The sequence below is a fragment of the Wenyingzhuangia sp. IMCC45467 genome (genome assembly GCF_054111205.1).
The window spans coordinates 303,265-322,725 of sequence record NZ_CM134196.1 but is presented as its reverse complement, the minus strand read 5'-3'; the positions used below and the strand labels follow the sequence as shown (position 1 = coordinate 322,725).

The 19,461-nt window shown below is 29.1% G+C and carries 21 protein-coding genes and 1 pseudogene; all 22 read left to right on the top strand.

Features of this window, described 5'->3' with window-relative positions:
* Positions 1-636: 636 nt before the first annotated feature.
* The 22 genes and pseudogenes from ACXGQT_RS01475 to ACXGQT_RS01370 all read left to right on the top strand — a co-directional run bounded on the left by ACXGQT_RS01475 (position 637) and on the right by ACXGQT_RS01370 (position 19,226).
* Positions 637-837: a hypothetical protein gene (locus ACXGQT_RS01475; RefSeq protein WP_457829657.1), complete on the top strand. Its 201-nt coding sequence runs from the start codon at positions 637-639 to the stop codon at positions 835-837.
* Between the two features lies 1 nt (position 838).
* Positions 839-1,126 carry a super-infection exclusion protein B gene (locus ACXGQT_RS01470; RefSeq protein ID WP_457829656.1) on the top strand — a complete coding sequence of 96 codons (288 nt, stop codon included), beginning with the start codon at positions 839-841 and terminating at the stop codon, positions 1,124-1,126.
* 27 nt (positions 1,127-1,153) lie between these two features.
* A complete protein-coding gene (gene tnpA / locus ACXGQT_RS01465; RefSeq protein WP_457829655.1) occupies positions 1,154-1,588 on the top strand; it encodes an IS200/IS605 family transposase in 435 nt (144 codons plus the stop codon).
* A gap of 89 nt (positions 1,589-1,677) precedes the next feature.
* A pseudogene (locus tag ACXGQT_RS01460) lies at positions 1,678-2,001 on the top strand (super-infection exclusion protein B); the annotation flags it as partial.
* An 833-nt stretch (positions 2,002-2,834) separates the two neighbouring features.
* Positions 2,835-3,551 carry a Cthe_2314 family HEPN domain-containing protein gene (locus ACXGQT_RS01455; RefSeq protein ID WP_457829654.1) on the top strand — a complete coding sequence of 239 codons (717 nt, stop codon included), beginning with the start codon at positions 2,835-2,837 and terminating at the stop codon, positions 3,549-3,551.
* Between the two features lie 225 nt (positions 3,552-3,776).
* The gene (locus ACXGQT_RS01450) at positions 3,777-4,394 is read left to right on the top strand and encodes a hypothetical protein (protein ID WP_457829653.1); all 618 of its coding nucleotides are present in this window, start codon (positions 3,777-3,779) and stop codon (positions 4,392-4,394) included.
* A gap of 224 nt (positions 4,395-4,618) precedes the next feature.
* Positions 4,619-5,053 (top strand): hypothetical protein, encoded by a 435-nt coding sequence (locus tag ACXGQT_RS01445; protein ID WP_457829652.1) that lies wholly within the window; start codon positions 4,619-4,621, stop codon positions 5,051-5,053.
* Between the two features lie 807 nt (positions 5,054-5,860).
* Positions 5,861-6,430, top strand: a complete 570-nt coding sequence (locus ACXGQT_RS01440; RefSeq protein WP_457829651.1) for a hypothetical protein — start codon at positions 5,861-5,863, stop codon at positions 6,428-6,430.
* 207 nt (positions 6,431-6,637) lie between these two features.
* Positions 6,638-6,820, top strand: a complete 183-nt coding sequence (locus ACXGQT_RS01435; protein WP_457829650.1) for a hypothetical protein — start codon at positions 6,638-6,640, stop codon at positions 6,818-6,820.
* Entirely contained in the window at positions 6,777-7,310 is a 534-nt protein-coding gene (locus tag ACXGQT_RS01430) for a hypothetical protein (protein WP_457829649.1), read from the top strand. The genes ACXGQT_RS01435 and ACXGQT_RS01430 overlap by 44 nt, the downstream gene beginning before the upstream one ends.
* Before the next feature lie 833 nt (positions 7,311-8,143).
* Positions 8,144-8,824 carry a DUF4919 domain-containing protein gene (locus ACXGQT_RS01425; protein WP_457829648.1) on the top strand — a complete coding sequence of 227 codons (681 nt, stop codon included), beginning with the start codon at positions 8,144-8,146 and terminating at the stop codon, positions 8,822-8,824.
* A gap of 815 nt (positions 8,825-9,639) precedes the next feature.
* The gene (locus ACXGQT_RS01420) at positions 9,640-10,350 is read left to right on the top strand and encodes a hypothetical protein (protein WP_457829647.1); all 711 of its coding nucleotides are present in this window, start codon (positions 9,640-9,642) and stop codon (positions 10,348-10,350) included.
* 667 nt (positions 10,351-11,017) lie between these two features.
* On the top strand, positions 11,018-11,263 hold the full coding sequence (locus tag ACXGQT_RS01415; RefSeq protein ID WP_139957797.1) for an AbrB/MazE/SpoVT family DNA-binding domain-containing protein: 246 nt from the start codon (positions 11,018-11,020) through the stop codon (positions 11,261-11,263).
* The gene (locus tag ACXGQT_RS01410) at positions 11,254-11,577 is read left to right on the top strand and encodes a type II toxin-antitoxin system PemK/MazF family toxin (protein ID WP_139957798.1); all 324 of its coding nucleotides are present in this window, start codon (positions 11,254-11,256) and stop codon (positions 11,575-11,577) included. Before ACXGQT_RS01415 ends, ACXGQT_RS01410 begins: the two co-directional genes overlap by 10 nt.
* A gap of 291 nt (positions 11,578-11,868) precedes the next feature.
* The gene (locus ACXGQT_RS01405) at positions 11,869-12,840 is read left to right on the top strand and encodes a hypothetical protein (RefSeq protein ID WP_457829646.1); all 972 of its coding nucleotides are present in this window, start codon (positions 11,869-11,871) and stop codon (positions 12,838-12,840) included.
* Positions 12,841-13,081: 241 nt separating this feature from the next.
* Entirely contained in the window at positions 13,082-13,969 is an 888-nt protein-coding gene (locus tag ACXGQT_RS01400; RefSeq protein ID WP_457829645.1) for a hypothetical protein, read from the top strand.
* Between the two features lie 207 nt (positions 13,970-14,176).
* Positions 14,177-14,596: a hypothetical protein gene (locus tag ACXGQT_RS01395; protein ID WP_457829644.1), complete on the top strand. Its 420-nt coding sequence runs from the start codon at positions 14,177-14,179 to the stop codon at positions 14,594-14,596.
* Positions 14,597-14,619: 23 nt separating this feature from the next.
* Complete coding sequence (locus tag ACXGQT_RS01390) at positions 14,620-14,919, top strand: antibiotic biosynthesis monooxygenase family protein (protein WP_457829643.1); 300 nt, start codon at positions 14,620-14,622, stop codon at positions 14,917-14,919.
* A 203-nt stretch (positions 14,920-15,122) separates the two neighbouring features.
* The gene (locus ACXGQT_RS01385) at positions 15,123-15,866 is read left to right on the top strand and encodes a hypothetical protein (RefSeq protein WP_457829642.1); all 744 of its coding nucleotides are present in this window, start codon (positions 15,123-15,125) and stop codon (positions 15,864-15,866) included.
* A 218-nt stretch (positions 15,867-16,084) separates the two neighbouring features.
* Positions 16,085-16,660 carry an ankyrin repeat domain-containing protein gene (locus ACXGQT_RS01380; RefSeq protein WP_457829641.1) on the top strand — a complete coding sequence of 192 codons (576 nt, stop codon included), beginning with the start codon at positions 16,085-16,087 and terminating at the stop codon, positions 16,658-16,660.
* 226 nt (positions 16,661-16,886) lie between these two features.
* Positions 16,887-18,386, top strand: a complete 1,500-nt coding sequence (locus ACXGQT_RS01375; protein WP_457829640.1) for an SIR2 family protein — start codon at positions 16,887-16,889, stop codon at positions 18,384-18,386.
* Positions 18,387-18,614: 228 nt separating this feature from the next.
* Positions 18,615-19,226, top strand: coding sequence for a tetratricopeptide repeat protein (locus ACXGQT_RS01370; RefSeq protein ID WP_457829639.1), 612 nt, complete (start codon positions 18,615-18,617; stop codon positions 19,224-19,226).
* The last annotated feature ends 235 nt before the right edge of the window (positions 19,227-19,461 follow it).

Below are 19,461 nucleotides of genomic sequence, written 5' to 3'. Positions count from 1 at the left end.
TAAACAGGAAATTTCGGTCGAAATTTCCGCAGAAAAATTAATTCTTAACTTTTCTTGAAACATTTTGAAATCAATCTTAACGCAAAAAATTAAAGTCTGAAAATTTTATGTAAACCGATAATTTATTGACTTTTTTTAAAGAAAATTATTTGTAAAAAAATGTATTTTTTTGTGGCTGAGAATTATTGACTTTTCTCTGTGAGTAAAAAAGTAACGTGCTGAATTATGCGTAAAAAACGAATAATTTATCATCATAATTCTTTGAGAAAAAATATATAAGAATAAAAATGGTGTTAAAAATTGCGTGCTGAACTTTACGCAAAAAATTGTTTCATTGATACTTTTCTTTAACCGATAAATATTTACAAGCAAAACGTTGAATTTTATTGTAACAACGCGATTTGAAAAGCAGTAACGCTGAAAAAAATAAGGATAATGCATTTTTTCAATAAAACATTTTCATGGCTGAAAAACTGCATAGGCTAACAACAGCTAAAAAACAAAGCTAATTTATGCTTTCTCTAAGTTGGTTTTCTTTTTATTTTGTGTAGTTTTAAGTCTGAAAATTAATCGGCTAGTTTAACGCTTCGTTTCCTAGCTAAAACCGTTGGCATACATACCGGAAAAATAAAAAAAATGGAATTAGGACAAAAATGTAAGATAAATAACGATGATAGAGTTTATAGAGTAACAAAATCTTGGACTGAAAAACAAAATATAATAGACACGGAAAATATGACTAAATATGAAATTGAGATTTTTGTAGATTTAGAAGATATTGACAATTCCAAAAATCTAAAAGAAAAGGTATCAACGACTATAGTTTATCCAATTTAATATGAATTTTTCATTCAGCGACTTAATTGATTTTAGTAAAATTCCAATTAAAATATTTATTCTTTTTGCAATAGTAAGTGGAATTTTATTGTTCGGTTCCGATGATTTTTTAACTCAATTAAAATTAGTTGAATTTGAAAAGGATTACGGGAAATTTTTCGGAATAACATTTATAGTATGTATTTCTTTTATTGCTCTTTCTATTATATATTATTTCATAAGAAAAATTAATAGTTTTATTGGTTTCAGATTTGGGTTAAAACCCTGCAATTTCATTGCAGCACTTTAGTGGTATAAAAAATGATATCTTTATGATATGACAGAATATCATAGGAAAGGATCTCATACAGTAAGCCGTCTTAGTTGTCACATCGTATGGTCAACTAAGTATAGATATAGTGTTTTGAAAGGAGATGTTCAATTACGTTGTCGAGAATTACTGATTCAGATATGTGAAGCAGAAGGAGTAGAGATTTTGAAAGGAGTTGTTAGCTCAGACCATGTTCATATGCATGTAGAATATAGTCCCAAACAAAGTGTAAGTTTTTTGGTAAAACAGATGAAAGGTCGAAGTTCTCGAAAACTTCAGCAAGAATTTCCAAAATTAAGGAAGATGTACTGGGGTAAACATTTTTGGGCAACAGGTTATGGGGCTTGGAGTACAGGAAATATAACCGATAAAATGGTTAATGAGTATTTAGAGCATCATCGTAAGTCAAATTCAGACAATACTAATTTTATAGTTGAGTAAAAGAAAAGGGGGGGACTTAAGTCCCCAGTGAAACAAACCTCTGTACTTCTAGTGCAGAGTGATTTAGTTTCAAATCAAAAGTAACAAAAGAAATTATAGAAGACATTAAAAGATTAGACCCTTCAGAACAGAGTGTTTTAAGGGAGTTTTTTATTATGAGACGAACGACAATTTCAATGCCAATGGATAACCCAATTGTATCAGGACTTATGGGTAAATATATACTTGTTAGAAAATCAGATATTGGAAATGGAATGTATTTCCCGATGGCCTTATCTGATATAGCAAAAAAGAATTTAACCGAATTTGATTTAGGTGTTCGAAAAGGAATGTCTCAAAAGGAAATGCAAAAATTTGCTAATGAAAGACCACAATGGGCTTTGGATTTTTTGTACGAGAATGCAAATAAATAAAGTACGTAAGCCAACACCGGCTAAACTTCATGCGGGTTCTGTGCTAACTTCAAAGTTTTGTGTATATTTAATAAGTCGCCAAATCTTGTTGATTTGGCTTTGTGAAAAACAAAGAAACAAATCCAAACAAAAAGCTTCGGCTTAGTCCGTGTTCGAAAATCTTGTCGATTTTCAAGCCCGCACAAAGCCTAGCCAAAACCGTTAACTTAAACAATCCTTGAAATTTCTGTCGAAATTTACGCGGATGTTTAAATTGAACGGTATTCTTTAGTTTGAAACCGGTGCTGACTCAAAAAAAATCAAAACGAAGCTTATCTTTTTGAGCTGAAAAAAGCCTTTTGTCTGCGTAAAAAATGAATTGGAAAAAATTTCAGTAATTGATAATTTTTCTCTAGCCGATAATGATTTGTAAACTGGTATTACGTATTGAAGTGTACGTGAAAATCATATAAATATTTCTTTGCTCTTTATTTGAAAAATATCTAATGAAACGAAAAGTTGTTTCACTAAGTTAAGTGCTGAAATGTACGCTAAAATCGCTTCGTTGATAATTTGTCTTTAATCGATAAATATCTACCAAGCAAAACGTTGAAATTATCGTAGCAATGCAACTTTGATGTTGTTGCGGATATTTTGGAAACTTCTTCTATCCTAGTGAATTTTTCAGTTTGAAAAATTGCATAAGTTAACAACAGCTAAAAAACATAGCTAAGTTTCTGCTTTCTCAATGTCCGTGTTTTATTTATTTTGTGTAGTTTTAGTCTGAAAATTAATTGCTAGTCAACTCGCTACGTTTCCTAGCTAAAACCGTTGTACGTCATTAAAATTAAAAATTGAAAGAAATTACATTTAAAAAAAAGCTAGGAAATTTATCTTCTGAATTTATAATTAAAAATGATGATAAATATAAACCTACAAACAAAGATAATTTTTTAATTGAATCATTTTTAGCTGTTGCAGAAATCGATATTGTTTTAGAACAATTATATCAAACACCCTATTTTCTTTCGAGTTTTAGACAAACTGAAAAGCTAAAAAAAAATGGAATCTATCGATTTGAACATATTATATATCATATTGAAAATTATTTGTTTAGAACCACAGGTATTATGGATCGATTACTGATTTTTTTAAATATATTACTTGAAACAAATTTAAAACCTAGAGATTGTAAACCTTATAATTTTCTAATAAATAAAAATGGAACAGAAGGGAAATGTGCTGAAAAAATTAAATTAAAATCTCCTGAATTATTTTTCGAGTTAAATCTATTAAATTCATTTATAGATACTTTTAGAGAAATTAGAAACGAAATTACTCATCAAAAAAGATTTAACACTGAAGATTTAAAAAAAATTGAATTATTAAATATTGTAAGTAAAGATTCTACTATTTCAAATGAAAAATATACTTTAAAAAGAGAAACAGATAAAATTGTATTTAAATACAGAGATTTAATGTTGAAAAACAATAATGAAATTGAAATTCAACTAAATAAAATATATAAAATTTTAGACTTGGTTTGGAGTGAAGTTTATAAAAACAAATAACGAACGTACAACACCGGCTAAACTTCATACGGGTTTTGTGCTTACTTCAAAGTTTTGTGTATATTTACTAGGTCGCCAAATCTTGTTGATTTGGCTTAGTTAAAATCAAAGAAACAAATCCAAACAAAAAGCTTCGGCTTAGTCCGTAATCGAAAATCTGGTCGATTTTCAATCCCGCACAAAGCCTAGCCAAAACCGTTGTAGTGCATTTGAAAAAAAATTAAAATGAAGAAGAATACCATTCTTTCAAAGAAGATTATTAGAGAAATAAATAAGTCTAATAATAACTTTGAATCTAAATTAAATATAGATTTTTTAAATAATGAAAAATATTACAATTATGAAATCGAAGAATGGTATGGTGCTGAATTTAATATTAAAGGAGAGCTAAGAAAGTTAGTTATTGAAACTCTACTGAAAACATATTTTGAATGGAAACATGAACTTGATAAACTAAATAAAGATTATTATTTAGCAATTTGGTTATATAATCCAAGAATGTTAAAATCAGAAGTTGTTTGTGCAATAGAAGAAAAAATACCTTATTATGAAAATGAAGCTTTTTTAAACTCTAAGAAAAAAAACGAATTTAACTTAAACTTATCTGAAAATCTATCAACTGAACTACAACATTTTACTTGGAACAGAAAAACTGATATGGACTCAATTCATGAATGGGAAATAAATTTTCCTAAAGAAGAATATCAGCATAAAGAACAATATTACAAAGATCAAAAACTTTATAAAAGAGTCATTCAAAAAGAATTTTATGTAGCTGTAGTTGATAATGAGAAAATTTATTTTTATCCAAAAGGAGATGTTTGGATAGGGAAAATGAAATAAAAAACGCACTACAACACCGGCTAAACTTCATGCGGGTTTTGTGCTTACTTCAAAGTTTTGTGTATATTTACTAGGTCGCCAAATCTTGTTGATTTGGCTTTGTGAAAACAAAGAAACAAAACCAAACAAAAAGCTTCGGCTTAGTCCGTGTTCGAAAATCTTGGCGATTTTCAAGCCCGCACAAAGCCTAGCCAAAACCGTTGTGTCCAATTTTAGAAAAAATAATGAATAGAAATTCAACAATTTTATATAAAACATTCTCTTTTCTTATAGTAATTCCTCTATTATTATTACCTGAATACATTTTTCCCGAATATAAAATAAGCATAGGATTTGTTATTGGTTGGATTATTGGAAATGTTATTAATCAATTTTGGTCAAAACCTTTGTATGTTGATTATATAAAAACTGAAAACAATAAAGTTAAAATTGAATACTCAAACCCACTTTTGAAAAAAGGAATTGAAGAATATAATTTAGATGATATTTTGAATTTCCGAATTAAAAAGAAAAATTTTTTCAGTAAAAACGGAAAAATAGAATTTGAATTTAAAGGATTAAGCAGAGATTTTGCTTATTTGAAAACAGACCAAGAAATGGTTATTAATGAGACGAAAGAAATTGCTAAACGAAAAAAAACTGCACACAACACCGGCTAAACTTCATGCGGGCTTCTGTTCTACTCCAAAGTTTTGTGTATATTTACTAGGTCGCCAAATCTTGTTGATTTGGCTTTGTGAAAACAAAAGAAACAAATCCAAACAAAAAGCTTCGGCTTAGTACGTGTTCGAAAATCTGGCCGATTTTCAATCCCGCACAAAGCCTAGCCAAAACCGTTAGCCTAAACAGGAAATTTCGGTCGAAATTTCCGCAGATAAATTAATTCTTAACTTTTCTTTAAACATTTTAAAACCAATTCTCACGCAAAAAAAACAAGTTGAAAACTTTTCTGTAAACCGATAATTTATTGACTTTCTTAAAGAAAATTATTTGTGAAAAAATGTACTTTTTTGTGGCTGAAAATTATTGACTTTTCTCTGTGCGTAAATAAAGTAACGTGCTGAATTATGTGTAAAAAATGAATAATTTATCTTCATAATTCTTTGAAAGAAAATCTATAAAAATAAAAATAGTGTTAAAAGTTGCGTGCTGAACTGTACGCAAAAATTGTTTCGTTGATACTTTTCTTTAACTGATAAATATTTACAAGCAAAGCGTTGAATTTTATCGTAACAACGCGATTTGAAAAGCAGTAACGCTGAAAAAAATAAGGATAATGCATTTTTTCAATAAAACATTTTTGTGTCTGAAAAACTGCATAGGCTAACAACAGCTAAAAAACAAAGCTAATTTTGTGTTTTCATAAAGTTGGTTTTCTTTTTATTTTGTGTAGTTTTAAATCTGAAAATTAATCGGCTAGTTTAACGCTTCGTTTCCTAGCTAAAACCGTTGGCAAATATTTCAGCATGAAAAAAACAGTAATTATTTTATTATTAATAATAGGAATTTTATCGAGTTGTAGTTTGTCCAAAACTACTAATACTGAAATAGAATTATGTGTTAATGAAAATATAATAGAGTCTTTTAATCAAGCTAACTCATTTGAATATAAAGGTCGAATAATACACTTAACGTCAAGTTTTGATTTATTTGATTCTTTGAAAAAAGTTGAAAGGACAATACTTACAAAATATAAACTTAAAGAAAGTACGAAAAGTAATTATCGAATAATTAATAAAAAAGGAGTTCAAAAAATAGCTGAGGAAATTGTTCCTTTTATGAAATGTTTAGTTGAAACTCCAGGAGCTACGATTAGGTATCCTTGGGATTTATGTTTTAGAGTTCCGTTGAGTAAAAAAATGAACTTTCACGGTGCTGAATTATCTTCAAATCTAGATAATGTTATGATAAATGGTGGGTTTAATAACGAAATCATTGAATCACTAATTGAAAAAATAAATTACAAAAATGATACAGAACGAAACATTCTACTTTATTGTATTTATTTGAATGAATATTATAATAAAAAACATTAGCCAACACCGGCTAAACTTCATGCGGGTTTTGTGCTAACTCCAAAGTTTTATGTATACTTACTAAGTCGCCAAATCTTGTTGATTTGGCTTTGTGATAACCAAAAAAAAATCCAAACAAAAAGCTTCGGCTTAGTACGTAATCGAAAATCTGGCCGATTTTCAATCCCGCACAAAGCCTAGCCAAAACCGTTGGGTTAAATTCTGAAAATGAAAAAGATAGTTTTAATATTTATTTTAGGTTTATTAAGCTGTAATGAAAGCAAGCAAGATAATATCAAACTCTTATTTAAAACAGAAGAGAAAGCAATTCCCTCTTTGAAAATTGACGATTTTAAACAAGGTGTTTATGATCTTCTTGAAAAAAAAACTCAATTACAACATTTGCAATAGTACCGAAAAATTTGAACTATTAATAAGTGAGTATGAAAGATTAGAAGTGAGTGTAAATAAAAATTGTCCCAATAAAGAATCATTCAGTATTAGTTGTTTTAGATTCCCCTTTAGGTATTTTATTAATAAAAATGGTAATGTTATCTATGAAGGTGGTTATCCAAAAGACATAAATATAATTGAAAAAGCAATTGTATATTATGAAAATGAAGACCCTGATTTTTTTAAAAATAGTGGAGTGGAATTAGAATACTCTCTTCTTTGTCCGAAAGACAGCTTAATTAAGTCAATTATAAACATCAAAAAAGGATATCTAAAAGTCTATCATAAATACTCTGAAAGAATATTCAACAAGACCATTAATGAATTAAATGAAAATGAATTATTTGAATTAAAAAAACAACTTAAATTCAAACTTCGTATTAAAGAGTTACAACCTGACAACTTTATGATTCCTCCTCCACCTCCGTTACCGAAAACAATAGATTAGTCGAAAAAAACTTAACCCAACACCGGCTAAACTTCATGCGGGTTTTGTGCAAACTTCAAAGTTTTGTGTATATTTACTAAGTCGCCAAATCTTGTTGATTTGGCTTTGTAAAATTAAAAGAAACAAATCCAAACAAAAAGCTTCGGCTTAGTCCGTAATCGAAAATCTTGGCGATTTTCTTCCCGCACAAAGCCTAGCCAAAACCGTTAGTTTAAACAACCACGAAAATTTCTGGTCGAAATTTACGCAGTTATTTAAATCGAACGGTAATCATAAGTTTGAAACCAGTGCTGACTCAAAAAAAATCAAAACGAAACTTATCTTTCTCAGCTGAAAAAAACCTTTGTTTGCTTAAAAAATGAATTTGGGAAAATCCAGTAATTGATAATTTTTCTCTAGCCGATAATGATTTGAAAACTTGTGTTATGTGTTAAAGTGTACGTAAAAATTAAACAATATTTTCTTCTCTAATTATTTGAAAAATACTTGTAGAAAATGAAGAACTTTATAGAATTACGTGCTGAAATGTACGCTAAAATCACTTCGTTGATAATTTGTCTTTAACCGATAAATATCTACAAGCAAAACGTTGAAATTATCGTAGCAACTCAAGATGAAAATCGTTGCGGATAATTGGGAAACTTATTTTCTCCTAATGAACTTTTAAATATGAAATAGTTGCATAAACTAACAACAGCTAAAAAACATAGCTTTTTTGTGCTTAATCAAAGTTGGTTTTCTGTTTATTTTGTGTAGTTTTAGTCTGAAAATTAATTGCTAGTTTACTCGCTACGTTTCCTTGCTAAAACCGTTGTACTATATTTAAAAATTACATGAAAAAAGTATTCTTCCTAACTACATTTATAATTTCATTTTCAATTTTTGCTCAAGAATTAGATTTTGAAAAACCTAACTACAAACTAATTAAAAGTGAAATTGAAAATATAAACTCTGATTTATATTATCCCAAACTCCTTGAGAAATATTATCAATCAGACTCTACAATGACATTAGAGCATAAGCGACATCTCTACTATGGATATATTTTTAATAAAAATTACTCCCCATATACTCGCTCAGAAAACATCTCAAAAGCAAGAGATATTTATAAGAAAAAAAATATTACTAAAAATGATTTAGAAAAAATAATTGAATATGGTCAAAAAGCTATTAAAGAATTTCCTTTTGATTTTTCAGCTCTAAATTACCTTGTATATGCGAATAATGAACTAAATAACAAAGATGAGTCTGAAAAACTAATTCGAATGTATAATATTATTATAGATGCTATTTATAGTAGTGGAGTTGGTATTGAAAAAGAGAATGCCATTTATGTTATAAATACATCTCATGAATACGAAATGCTGTATGTCTTTGGTTATGAATTTGGAGGAAGACAAAGTTTAATTGAGCATTTTGACTATTTAGAAATTAAAGAAAATGAAAATAATTTAGATGGTTTATTTTTTGATATATCACCAGCATTAAATTCTTTAAACTTTAATAAACAATAAAAACATAGTACAACACCGGCTAAACTTCATGCGGGTTCTGTGCTTTCTCAAAGTTTTGTGTATATTTACTAGGTCGCCAAATCTTGTTGATTTGGCTTTGTGAAATCAAAGAAACAAATCCAAACAAAAAGCTTCGGCTTAGTCCGTAATCGAAAATCTTGTCGATTTTCTTCCCGCACAAAGCCTAGCCAAAACCGTTAGTTTAAACAACCACGAAAATTTCTGGTCGAAATTTACGCAGTTATTTAAATCGAACGGTAATCATAAGTTTGAAACCAGTGCTGACTCAAAAAAAATCAAAACGAAACTGATCTTTATCAGCTGAAAAAAAACTTTGTTTGCGTAAAAAATGAATTAGGGAAAATCCAGTAATTGATAATTTTTCCCTAACCGATAATGATTTGAAAACTTGTGTTTCGCGTTGAAGTGTACGTAAAAATTAAACAATATTTTCTTTTCTAATTATTTGAAAAACACTTGTAGAAAATGAAGAGTTTTATAGAATTACGTGCTGAACTGTACGCTAAAATCGCTTCGTTGATAATTTGTCTTTATCCGATGAATATTTACAAGCAAAACGTTGAAATTATCGTAGCAATGCGATTTTGAAGTCGTTGCGGATAATTGGGAAACTTATTTTCTCCTAATGAACTTTTAAATGTGAAATAGTTGCATAAACTAACAACAGCTAAAAAACATAGCTTTTTTGTGAGTGACTAAAGTTGATTTTCTACTTATTTTGTGTAGTTTTAGTCTGAAAATTAATCGGCTAGTTTACTCGCTACGTTTCCTAGCTAAAACCGTTAGGTGTAATTTTGAAAATCCGCATAAAAAGTGAAAGTAAAATGTATAATATAACCATTATTTCAACTAATCATTCGGAAAAGGGTAAATGTAATTCAGATGAATTATATAAGATTATAGAATCTATAAATCCCGAATTGATTTTTGAAGAAATGCACATTGATTTATTTAATATTGTTTACAATGGTAATTTTCCCAAACTACCTTCAGATGCTCCTCTTGAACTAAAATGTGTCAAGAAATATATACAAAACTATAACACAAAACACTTTCCAGTAGACATCTACTCTAGTCCACACTCATCTAAAGAGGAAATTTATATGTTTAAGACATTTAATAAAAATGAAAATTATAATCAATTAAAAAACGAATATAAAAGCAGTATATCACGAGAAGGTTTTAATTTTTTGAATAGTAATAAATGTTTAGAATTTTTTGAGAGAAAAAGTTCTTTAGAAAAAGAAATTATAGAATCTGAAACATACAACAGAAAGTTACTCGATACTTACAAAAAATTTAACGAAGTTATAAAAAACCGAGAAAATGGAATGATCCAAAATATTTACAACTATAGTAAAGAGAATCAGTATAATCAAGCTGTATTTTTATTAGGAGCAGGACATAGAAAATCAATAATAAAAAAAACTTTACAAAGTGAAAAAGGATTAGAGTTTAAACTAAAATGGAAATTATTTAATCACAAACAAAAAACATACACCTAACACCGGCTAAACTTCATGCGGGTTTTGTTTTAACTTCAAAGTTTTGTGTATATTTACTAAGTCGCCAAATCTTGTTGATTTGGCTTTGTGAAAAACAAAGAAACAAAACCAAACAAAAAGCTTCGGCTTAGTCCGTAATCGAAAATCTTGTCGATTTTCTTCCCGCACTAATCCTAGCCAAAACCGTTGCCTTCAATAGCGGCTGACCTTACTCCTAATCTGATAAAATCTGACTTTTGATAAAATTGACTAATTGAATTTTGACCATTTCTCAGCGAAAAAAACTGATTTCAAAATTTTCAAAACCTTCATGCGGATTCTCAATCAAACTCTGACTATTTTATCGAAAATTCTAAAAACTATTTTTGCGAATTTTTGACTTTTAAAAATGACAAAACTTCGACGAATAAAAATCCCTATTTCTAATAAAACTTTTGACACGCAAACTGAACCTACTCACTCTTATGCGCCACTACTAAAGGCAACAATGACTATAATTTATTGCTACTGATTTTCCTACGGAAAATCCTCGAATTTTTATTATCTTTGGTTCTCGGCGGAAAACCCTCGCGGATTTTCACGCAACAAACCATAGCCAAAACCGTTAGCTTTAATTGTGTAATTGAAAAATTAGTAATAACTTTGTAATAACAAAAATATTAAAGTTATGGAAGTTTCAGTAATACAAATAGGAAATTCAAAAGGAATACGTTTCAGCAAAACTATTCTTGAAAAATATAATATCAAAGATAAAGTAGATTTAATTCTTGAAAAAGGAAAAATCATTATTCAACCTTTATCAACTCCAAGAAAAGGATGGGAAGAATCTTTTAAGCAAATGGCGGAAAATGGAGATGATAAATTATTGTTTAATGATGTCTTTGAAGACGAAACCTTTGAAGAATGGAATTAAAACAATATGATATTGTCCTGATCAACCTTAATCCGACAGTTGGTAGTGAAATCAATAAAACTCGTCCTTGTGTAATTATTTCACCAAACGAAATGAATAAGTATTTGAGAACAATTATTGTTGCTCCAATGACCACGAGTTCGAGAAATTATCCAACACGAATTGAAATCAAACATAATGATAAAATTGGGTGGATTGTTGTTGACCAAATAAGAACTGTAGACAAAACTAGAATCGTGAAACGTTTAGGAAAAATGTCGAAACCTGAAATCAAAGAATTTAAATCTGTAATGAAAGAAACTTTTGTAGATTAAAAAAACTAAAGCTAACACCGGCTAAACTTCATGCGGAGTTTGTGCTTACTTCAAAGTTTTGTGTATATTTACTAAGTCGCCAAATCTTGTTGATTTGGCTTTGTGAAACCAAAGAAACAAATCCAAACAAAAAGCTTCGGCTTAGTCCGTGTCTGAAAATCTTGTCGATTTTCAATCCCGCACAAAGCCTAGCCAAAACCGTTGTAGTGCATTTAAAAAATGAACATAGATAATACGAAAATATGGCAACAAGCCTGTGGCGATACCGATAGAAACTATTCAAAAATATGTTTGAGATGGGATGTCATTCTTAATGGTCCTGGATACGCGGGAAAGTATCCTGAATGCGATAATGTTTTAAAAAGTCACGGATGGAAATCAAAAAAAAGAACTGATTTATGGAGATTCGCTGAACAAATGAAAGAAGGTGACATTGTTGTTCTTCGTTTAGGAACAAAAACAGTACTTGGAGTTGGTCAAATAATTGGAGAATATGAATGGCTTGATTGCTTTGGAGATGTTGATGGCTGGGATTTACAACACGTTAGACGTGTAAAATGGTTATGGAATGGAATTGAAAACCCTAAATTTTTTGATACATATGCTCTTAAGCAAGGAGATACTACTCAAGAAATGACATCTGAAACTATTAAAGAATGGTTAACAGAACTTGATATACCCAAAGAAAATTATAAAAGACCACTTATTGAATTACCAAAAGTAGGTCGCTCAATTGACCAAAATGAAATTGCCGAATACCTATTTGAACAAGGAATTTCAAGTAATTCAATTGAAAATTTAACTAAAGAATTTGACGAATTAAGAAGAATTGCAAAATGGTATGTTGGAAAGGAAACACCTTCAGAGTTTGAAACAGTTTCTTATTTAGTTGTTCCAATATTAAGAGCTTTAGGTTGGACACCTCAAAAAATGGCAATTGAATGGCATAAGGTTGATTTGGCACTTTTCGACCAACTTCCAAGAAAAGATAATAATTTATCAGTTGTTGTAGAAGCCAAAAAAAAGGGAAATTCTTGTTTGTCTGCTAAAAGTCAAGCACAAGGTTATGCACGAGGAAAAACAAATTGTAAAAGACTTATAGTAACAGACGGATTAAGATATGGAACTTATATAAAATTTGATAACGAATATAAACTTAAAGCATATTTTAATTTAACTGACTTAAGAGAAAGTTATCCAATTTATGACTGTTTAGGAATTAAGGAGGCTTTAAGAATTATGACACCAGAATGGAGAGAATAAAAAACGCACTACAACACCGGCTAAACTTCATGCGGGCTTCTGTCCTACTTCAAAGTTTTGTGTATATTTACTAAGTCGCCAAATCTTGTTGATTTGGCTTTGTGAAATCAAAAGAAACAAAACCAAACAAAAAGCTTCGGCTTAGTACGTGTTCGAAAATCTAACCGATTTTCAATCCCGCACAAAGCCTAGCCAAAACCGTTAGGCACAAGGCACTAAAATTGTAAAATCCTGAAATAGGTTGACTAAAAATTCATCAATAATTAGTCACTTATGGAAAGTAATCAAAAACAACACTCCCGAAAAAAAACGTACACTTTATTCTATTCTCAATTATTTAAAAGAATGGGAGAAATTAGAAAGTTGGGGATTAAAACTTATTGAAATTGAAGAAGATGCTCAGAAAAAAGGAATAGAGAACTTTGATATAATAGGAAAAATTAATAGTACATCATTCTCTGATAGTATTGTTGTTTCTGTGAGAGTAGATAATAATGTTAATGAAATGCTTTCAACGCTTATTGTTAACCTTGCCTATATAGGAAGTAACTTACTCGAGAATGGAATATTATTTAGAGGAGGTATAACAATAGGAGATTTAGTTCATAATGAATCAGGAACTGTATTCGGTCAAGGTTTAATTGATGCATACTTATTAGAAAGTAACTCAGCAATATATCCAAGAATAATATTATCCGATAAATTAATTAAAAAGCTAAATTACCCTCTCGAGGCTAAAAAAGACCGTTACCCATACCATCAATATCTACAAAGGTTTAATGATGGTTGTGTAGGTGTTCATCAATTGATTTATTATCAAGTAATTCAAAGTTGGACAGAAATATCAAGCGAGGAACTAACAAAAAAACTTGACACAGTAAGAAAAATTATAATCCAGGGACTTGATTCTAGTTTTCAGCAAGCAAAAGTTTTTGAAAAATTTAAATGGTTATCTTATCAATACGAAGAATTAATCATATTAGATGATATAGATTTCAAGACAAAACAAAAAACAAAATTGAAATTTGAATTACAAGACATAAAAGGAGCTGATTCAGAACATAACATCCATTTTTCATATATAGATAAATTACATCAAGAATGGAGGGAAAATAAACCCAGTGCCTAACACCGGCTAAACTTCATGCGGGCTTCTGTCCTACTCCAAAGTTTTGTGTATATTTACTAAGTCGCCAAATCTTGTTGATTTGGCTTTGTGTAACCACAAAAAACAAATCCAAACAAAAAGCTTCGGCTTAGTCCGTGTTCGAAAATCTTGGCGATTTTCTTCCCGCACAAAGCCTAGCCAAAACCGTTAGCTAAAATAAAAAATGCCATGAAAAAAATTGCTCTGATACTTCTAGTTTTAAAAACAGCTATAGTATTTTCTCAAACCGAAAAAGAAATCATAAATTTTATTGAATCAAAACCAAATATTGTTTCACTTAAAAATGAAAAACAATTAAATAAAACTTTAATAAAAAGCTTGCCTGCAATTGAAAAATTTTTAAGTGAGAAAAAGGAAGATATTAAAGAATATTACACTTATAAAAAAACATCTAAAATTGAAAACGGTATAGCTTATATTAAGCTATTTCATAAAAAAGGTTTTGAAAAAGAATTTAAAATAATTAATAAAAAAAAGAAGGATAATGTTATCAATAATATAATACTTGGAAATTTAAGTGGAAAAGATGGAGTAATTGAAATTGACACAAAATCTTATAATGTTATTAAATTCCTGTATACGAAATAAATACTATTTTCAAAAAAAAAATTATGATTTTAGAAGTTGCAATACTAAATGTGAAAATGGGTTTAAATAAATCGTTTGAAAAGGATTTTGAACTTGCTGAAAAATATATTAGTTCGATTGAAGGATATATAACTCATTCTATCCGAAAATGTATCGAAAAAGAAAATCAATATATATTGTTAGTCGAATGGGAAAAACTTGAAAATCATACAGTAGGATTTAGAGAATCTAAAGAATATTTAAAGTGGAAGGAACTTTTACATCATTATTACGAACCTTTCCCTGAAGTCGAACATTATAAAACAATGAAAAACTTTAGCTAACACCGGCTAAACTTAATGCGGGTTCTGTACTTTCTCAAAGTTTTGTGTATATTTACTAAGTCGCCAAATCTTGTTGATTTGGCTTTGTGAAACCAAAGAAACAAAACCAAACAAAAAGCTTCGGCTTAGTACGTGTCCGAAAATCTGGCCGATTTTCAAGCCCGCACAAAGCCTAGCCAAAACCGTTGGGTGTCATTAAAAAAATGATAATAATAGTTAGAATTTTATACGAGTTTAAAGACGAAAATTTCAGAGTGTTTTCTTCAGAAGAAATCCATGAAATTATTAATGATTATAAAACTAATAATCAAATTAATTTTGTCATTTATAAAACCATCGATGAGAATAAATATGAAGGATTAATACTTGAAAAAAACTATTCGGAATTACGTTTAAATTATTTTAATGACTCCTCTTTTAAAAAATTTGACAGCTTAAAAGTAAACTCAATTCTTGATTCAAAATTTCATATAAATAAATTTGTGTCTGAAAATTATAGAACTGAAACTCTAAGCTTTTTTGAAAAATTAACTAATAAAAACAAAATTAAAAATGCTGAAAAGTTTGAGAAATGGAAATTAAAATATAATGAAAATGAAAAAAAAGAAAAGCGCAAAAATATAATTCGAAACATAATTATTTTAGGAAGTTTTGTGTTTGTTTTTTTCATTGGAAAGTTCTTTCTATCTGACAATTTTAAATTTTGGGGAGAAGAAACAACTAGAGTCTATGGGAAAGTCAATAATATTTCCTGGCATCATTGGGGAAGAGGTTATTATTATGAAATCGTCCATTATACATATAAATACAATGGGAAAGAATTTTCTAATAAATCAAGAATAGGAAATCTTACAATGTTTAAGAGTGTTAAAGTTAAAGAAATAGGTGATTTTGTAATTCTAAAAATATCTAAAAGTAATCCTGAAAATTTTAAATTAATTGAATAAACGAACACCCAACACCGGCTAAACTTAATGCGGGTTTTGTGCAAACTTCAAAGTTTTGTGTATATTTACTAAGTCGCCAAATCTTGTTGATTTGGCTTTGTGAAATCAAAGAAGCAAATCCAAACAAAAAGCTTCGGCTTAGTCCGTGTTCGAAAATCTTGTCGATTTTCAAGCCCGCACAAAGCCTAGCCAAAACCGTTGTGCTTAATGCCTGAAAAATGAAATTCTCCCTTCTAAAAAAACATAAAAACGACAAAATAACTCTTGAAAAATTAACCGAAATTATTCAGAGAAGTAATTTGGATAAATTATTGAAAGAGAAAAATAAAGGAATAGATTTTACAATTACAGATTCATATGATGGAGAAAATATTCTTGAGTATCTTATCAAAAACGAAATTGACCCTAAAATTGAGAAATCAAAATTATTTGAATTTTTGATTAATTGTGGAGTTGATATTAATCACAAAACGAACAAACGAGCTGACCAATATTCTGCTCTACATTATTCAGTTTTGAGAATGGATATAAAATCTATTGAAATTCTTATAAAACTTAATGCTGAAATTGAAATCCAAGATAAATACGGAAATACTCCCTTGATTAGAGCAGTAATGAATTACCGAGGAGAAGATAAACTTAAAAGAATTATTGAACTTTTAATAGATAAAGGAGCATCAATCGAAAAGAAAAATTTTCATGATATTTCTGCTAAAGACCATATAAATAATATTGGTGGAGGTATTGATGCTGGATATAATAATTCAATTTTAGATTTAAGATCTATAATATAGAAAGCACTAAAGCACAACACCGGCTAAACTTCATGCGGGTTCTGTGCTTTCTCAAAGTTTTGTGTATATTTACTAAGTTGCCAAATCTTGTTGATTTGGCTTTGTGAAACCAAAAGAAACAAATCCAAACAAAAAGCTTCGGCTTAGTACGTGTTCGAAAATCTTGTCGATTTTCAATCCCGCACAAAGCCTAGCCAAAACCGTTGTGCTTCATTAAAACCAAACTATGCTAATAGACGATATTTTAAAAAAAATTGATTTAGACAATAGTAAAAGTGGTTATTACACTTTTGAAACCTTTGTTTTGAACTTATTAAAAGTTCATCTTGAAAAGAATAATAAACCTTTTTTCCAACACTCAAGAAGAATTGGTTTTGATGCCTATGCACCTGAAGGAATAGAAGATGTTAAGGGAACTACTCAAATTGAAATCAAATTCAATCTTGATAGATATCCAATAAATAGGTTACTAGAGCAATTTATCCATCTACAAAATAGAATATCAGAATCAGAAATTACTGAAAACATCCTAATCATAACACCACAACATCTTAGGGTAAGAACTAAAGAAAGAATTTCTCATATATCTGAAAGTGAAAAATACCCTTTTAAAATTATTATTTGGGGTCCAGAGGAAATTAATAAAATAGTTTCTAAAAACAGAAAAGAAGCAAACGAAATTGCAAATAATTTATTTTCATTGAGAATAGAATCTGCTGTAGTTCAAAGTGAAAAAGATTGGAGAAAAGAAAGAGAAGAAAAAATCAACATACTTCGACTACTTTATAAAAAAGGACAATTCTCATTTTTTTTAGGAGCTGGTGTTTCAAGTAGTGCAGGAATGCCTGATTGGAATACATTACTTAATTCACTTTTTGTAACCTATTTAACCAATGAATTTGATAACGAATCTAAGATTAACGATTCTGACATTAATCAAATAGTTGAAAGACTAAATAAAATTGATGAACCTTCAGCATTAATGGCTGCTAGATATTTGAGAAAAGGCTTAGATAATAGTCGAGTAGAATCTGAACAATTTACAAAAACAATTACGCAGAATCTATATAAACTTAGAAACACTTCAAAAAGAATTGATTCAAAATTAATCCGTTCAATAGCAGAAATGTGTATGCCTTTAAGAACAGGTGCTAAGGTAAAAGCTGTCGTAACTTACAATTTTGATGATTTAATAGAACGACAACTTGAAACTCAATCGATTCAACATCACAGTATTTATTCAGATAATGATTTTAATGACCCTGACGAACTTCCTGTTTATCACGTTCACGGTTTTTTGCCGGAAAATACAGATTTATATGAAGGATTAGATAAAAGTACTTTGGTGTTTTCTGAAGAAGGTTACCATTTAATTTATTCTGATTCATATCATTGGTCAAATTTAGTACAGTTATCAAACCTTAGAGATAATCACTGTCTAATGGTAGGACTTTCAATGACTGACCCTAATTTAAGAAGACTTTTAGATATTGCTTCTCGAAATACTGATAAAACTAGACATTTTGCATTTATGAAAAGGTTAACTGTTGATGAATTTACTATAGAAAAAGAAGAGCAAGTAATTGATAATATCGATGGTGCAAAAAAATTTTTAGACAGACATCATAACCTAAATGAAGAAATAATGAGGGAATTAGGAGTTTCTATTATTTGGTATACAGATTATGACGAGATACCAGAAATTCTTAGGAAAATAAGAAAATAACGAAAGCACAACACCGGCTAAACTTCATGCGGGTTCTGTACTTTCTCAAAGTTTTGTGTATATTTACTAAGTCGCCAAATCTTGTTGATTTGGCTTTGTGAAACCAAAGAAACAAATCCAAACAAAAAGCTTCGGCTTAGTCCGTGTTCGAAAATCTGGTCGATTTTCAAGCCCGCACAAAGCCTAGCCAAAACCGTTGGCAAACATGAAAAATAAAACTTTGAAATTATGAGTGGAGGCGGTGGATTTATGCAATTCATGAACAATAGTTCGAAAAACAATAGAAGTTTATTGAAAAATAAAAATTCGTTTAAAGAAAAATCAAAGTACTTGAATGAAAAAATCAAAAAAAAATCAAAATTTGAAATAAAAGAAACTTCAGAAGAAGAACTAAAAATTATACGTGAAAAACGAATTATTGAAAAAGAAAAAACAATAAAAAGTATATACTTATTTTCTTCTCTTGCAATATTATGTATTTCATTTTTCATCTATATAAATTTCTTTAGTAACCATGAAAATGTGAAACCTAATAAAACTCAAATTAAATTACAAAACGAATATTATTTTAGTTTAAAAATTGGTGAAATGTACGCTAAAAGTAAAAAATGGAAAATAGCAATCCAAAATTATGAATCCGCTATTAAAAGTTACCCTGAAGGCTACAAAGCTCATTTTAAATTGATATGGACTTTAATACAGATATGTGACTCCAAAGATAATATCGAAAATTGTAAGGAAGCTATGAGACGTTATGAAAGAGCTAAACTATTATTTCCTGAAAAAGAAAGTGAATTGAACGAATTATTAAACGATATTAAAATAGCTAGTAAACATTAAGTAAACTCTATTTCGAATACTTATTAGAAAAAACGTTAGCCAACACCGGCTAAACTTCATACGGGTTTTGTGCTAACTTCAAAGTTTTGTGTATATTTACTAAGTCGCCAAATCTTGTTGATTTGGCTTAGTTAAAACCAAAAGAAACAAATCCAAACAAAAAGCTTCGGCTTAGTACGTGTTCGAAAATCTGGCCGATTTTCTTCCCGCACAAAGCCTAGCCAAAACCGTTAGT

Bases quoted from the DNA above. Each gene is read 5' to 3' on its own strand.
- ACXGQT_RS01450 (WP_457829653.1), top strand. From the start codon at position 3,777: ATGAAGAAGAATACCATTCTTTCAAAGAAGATTATTAGAGAAATAAAT.
- ACXGQT_RS01435 (WP_457829650.1), top strand. From the start codon at position 6,638: ATGAAAAAGATAGTTTTAATATTTATTTTAGGTTTATTAAGCTGTAAT.
- tnpA (WP_457829655.1), top strand. From the start codon at position 1,154: ATGACAGAATATCATAGGAAAGGATCTCATACAGTAAGCCGTCTTAGT.
- ACXGQT_RS01440 (WP_457829651.1), top strand. From the start codon at position 5,861: ATGAAAAAAACAGTAATTATTTTATTATTAATAATAGGAATTTTATCG.
- ACXGQT_RS01375 (WP_457829640.1), top strand. From the start codon at position 16,887: ATGCTAATAGACGATATTTTAAAAAAAATTGATTTAGACAATAGTAAA.
- ACXGQT_RS01470 (WP_457829656.1), top strand. From the start codon at position 839: ATGAATTTTTCATTCAGCGACTTAATTGATTTTAGTAAAATTCCAATT.
- ACXGQT_RS01380 (WP_457829641.1), top strand. From the start codon at position 16,085: ATGAAATTCTCCCTTCTAAAAAAACATAAAAACGACAAAATAACTCTT.
- ACXGQT_RS01410 (WP_139957798.1), top strand. From the start codon at position 11,254: ATGGAATTAAAACAATATGATATTGTCCTGATCAACCTTAATCCGACA.
- ACXGQT_RS01425 (WP_457829648.1), top strand. From the start codon at position 8,144: ATGAAAAAAGTATTCTTCCTAACTACATTTATAATTTCATTTTCAATT.
- ACXGQT_RS01430 (WP_457829649.1), top strand. From the start codon at position 6,777: ATGATCTTCTTGAAAAAAAAACTCAATTACAACATTTGCAATAGTACC.
- ACXGQT_RS01395 (WP_457829644.1), top strand. From the start codon at position 14,177: ATGAAAAAAATTGCTCTGATACTTCTAGTTTTAAAAACAGCTATAGTA.
- ACXGQT_RS01385 (WP_457829642.1), top strand. From the start codon at position 15,123: ATGATAATAATAGTTAGAATTTTATACGAGTTTAAAGACGAAAATTTC.
- ACXGQT_RS01415 (WP_139957797.1), top strand. From the start codon at position 11,018: ATGGAAGTTTCAGTAATACAAATAGGAAATTCAAAAGGAATACGTTTC.
- ACXGQT_RS01390 (WP_457829643.1), top strand. From the start codon at position 14,620: ATGATTTTAGAAGTTGCAATACTAAATGTGAAAATGGGTTTAAATAAA.
- ACXGQT_RS01370 (WP_457829639.1), top strand. From the start codon at position 18,615: ATGAGTGGAGGCGGTGGATTTATGCAATTCATGAACAATAGTTCGAAA.
- ACXGQT_RS01445 (WP_457829652.1), top strand. From the start codon at position 4,619: ATGAATAGAAATTCAACAATTTTATATAAAACATTCTCTTTTCTTATA.
- ACXGQT_RS01475 (WP_457829657.1), top strand. From the start codon at position 637: ATGGAATTAGGACAAAAATGTAAGATAAATAACGATGATAGAGTTTAT.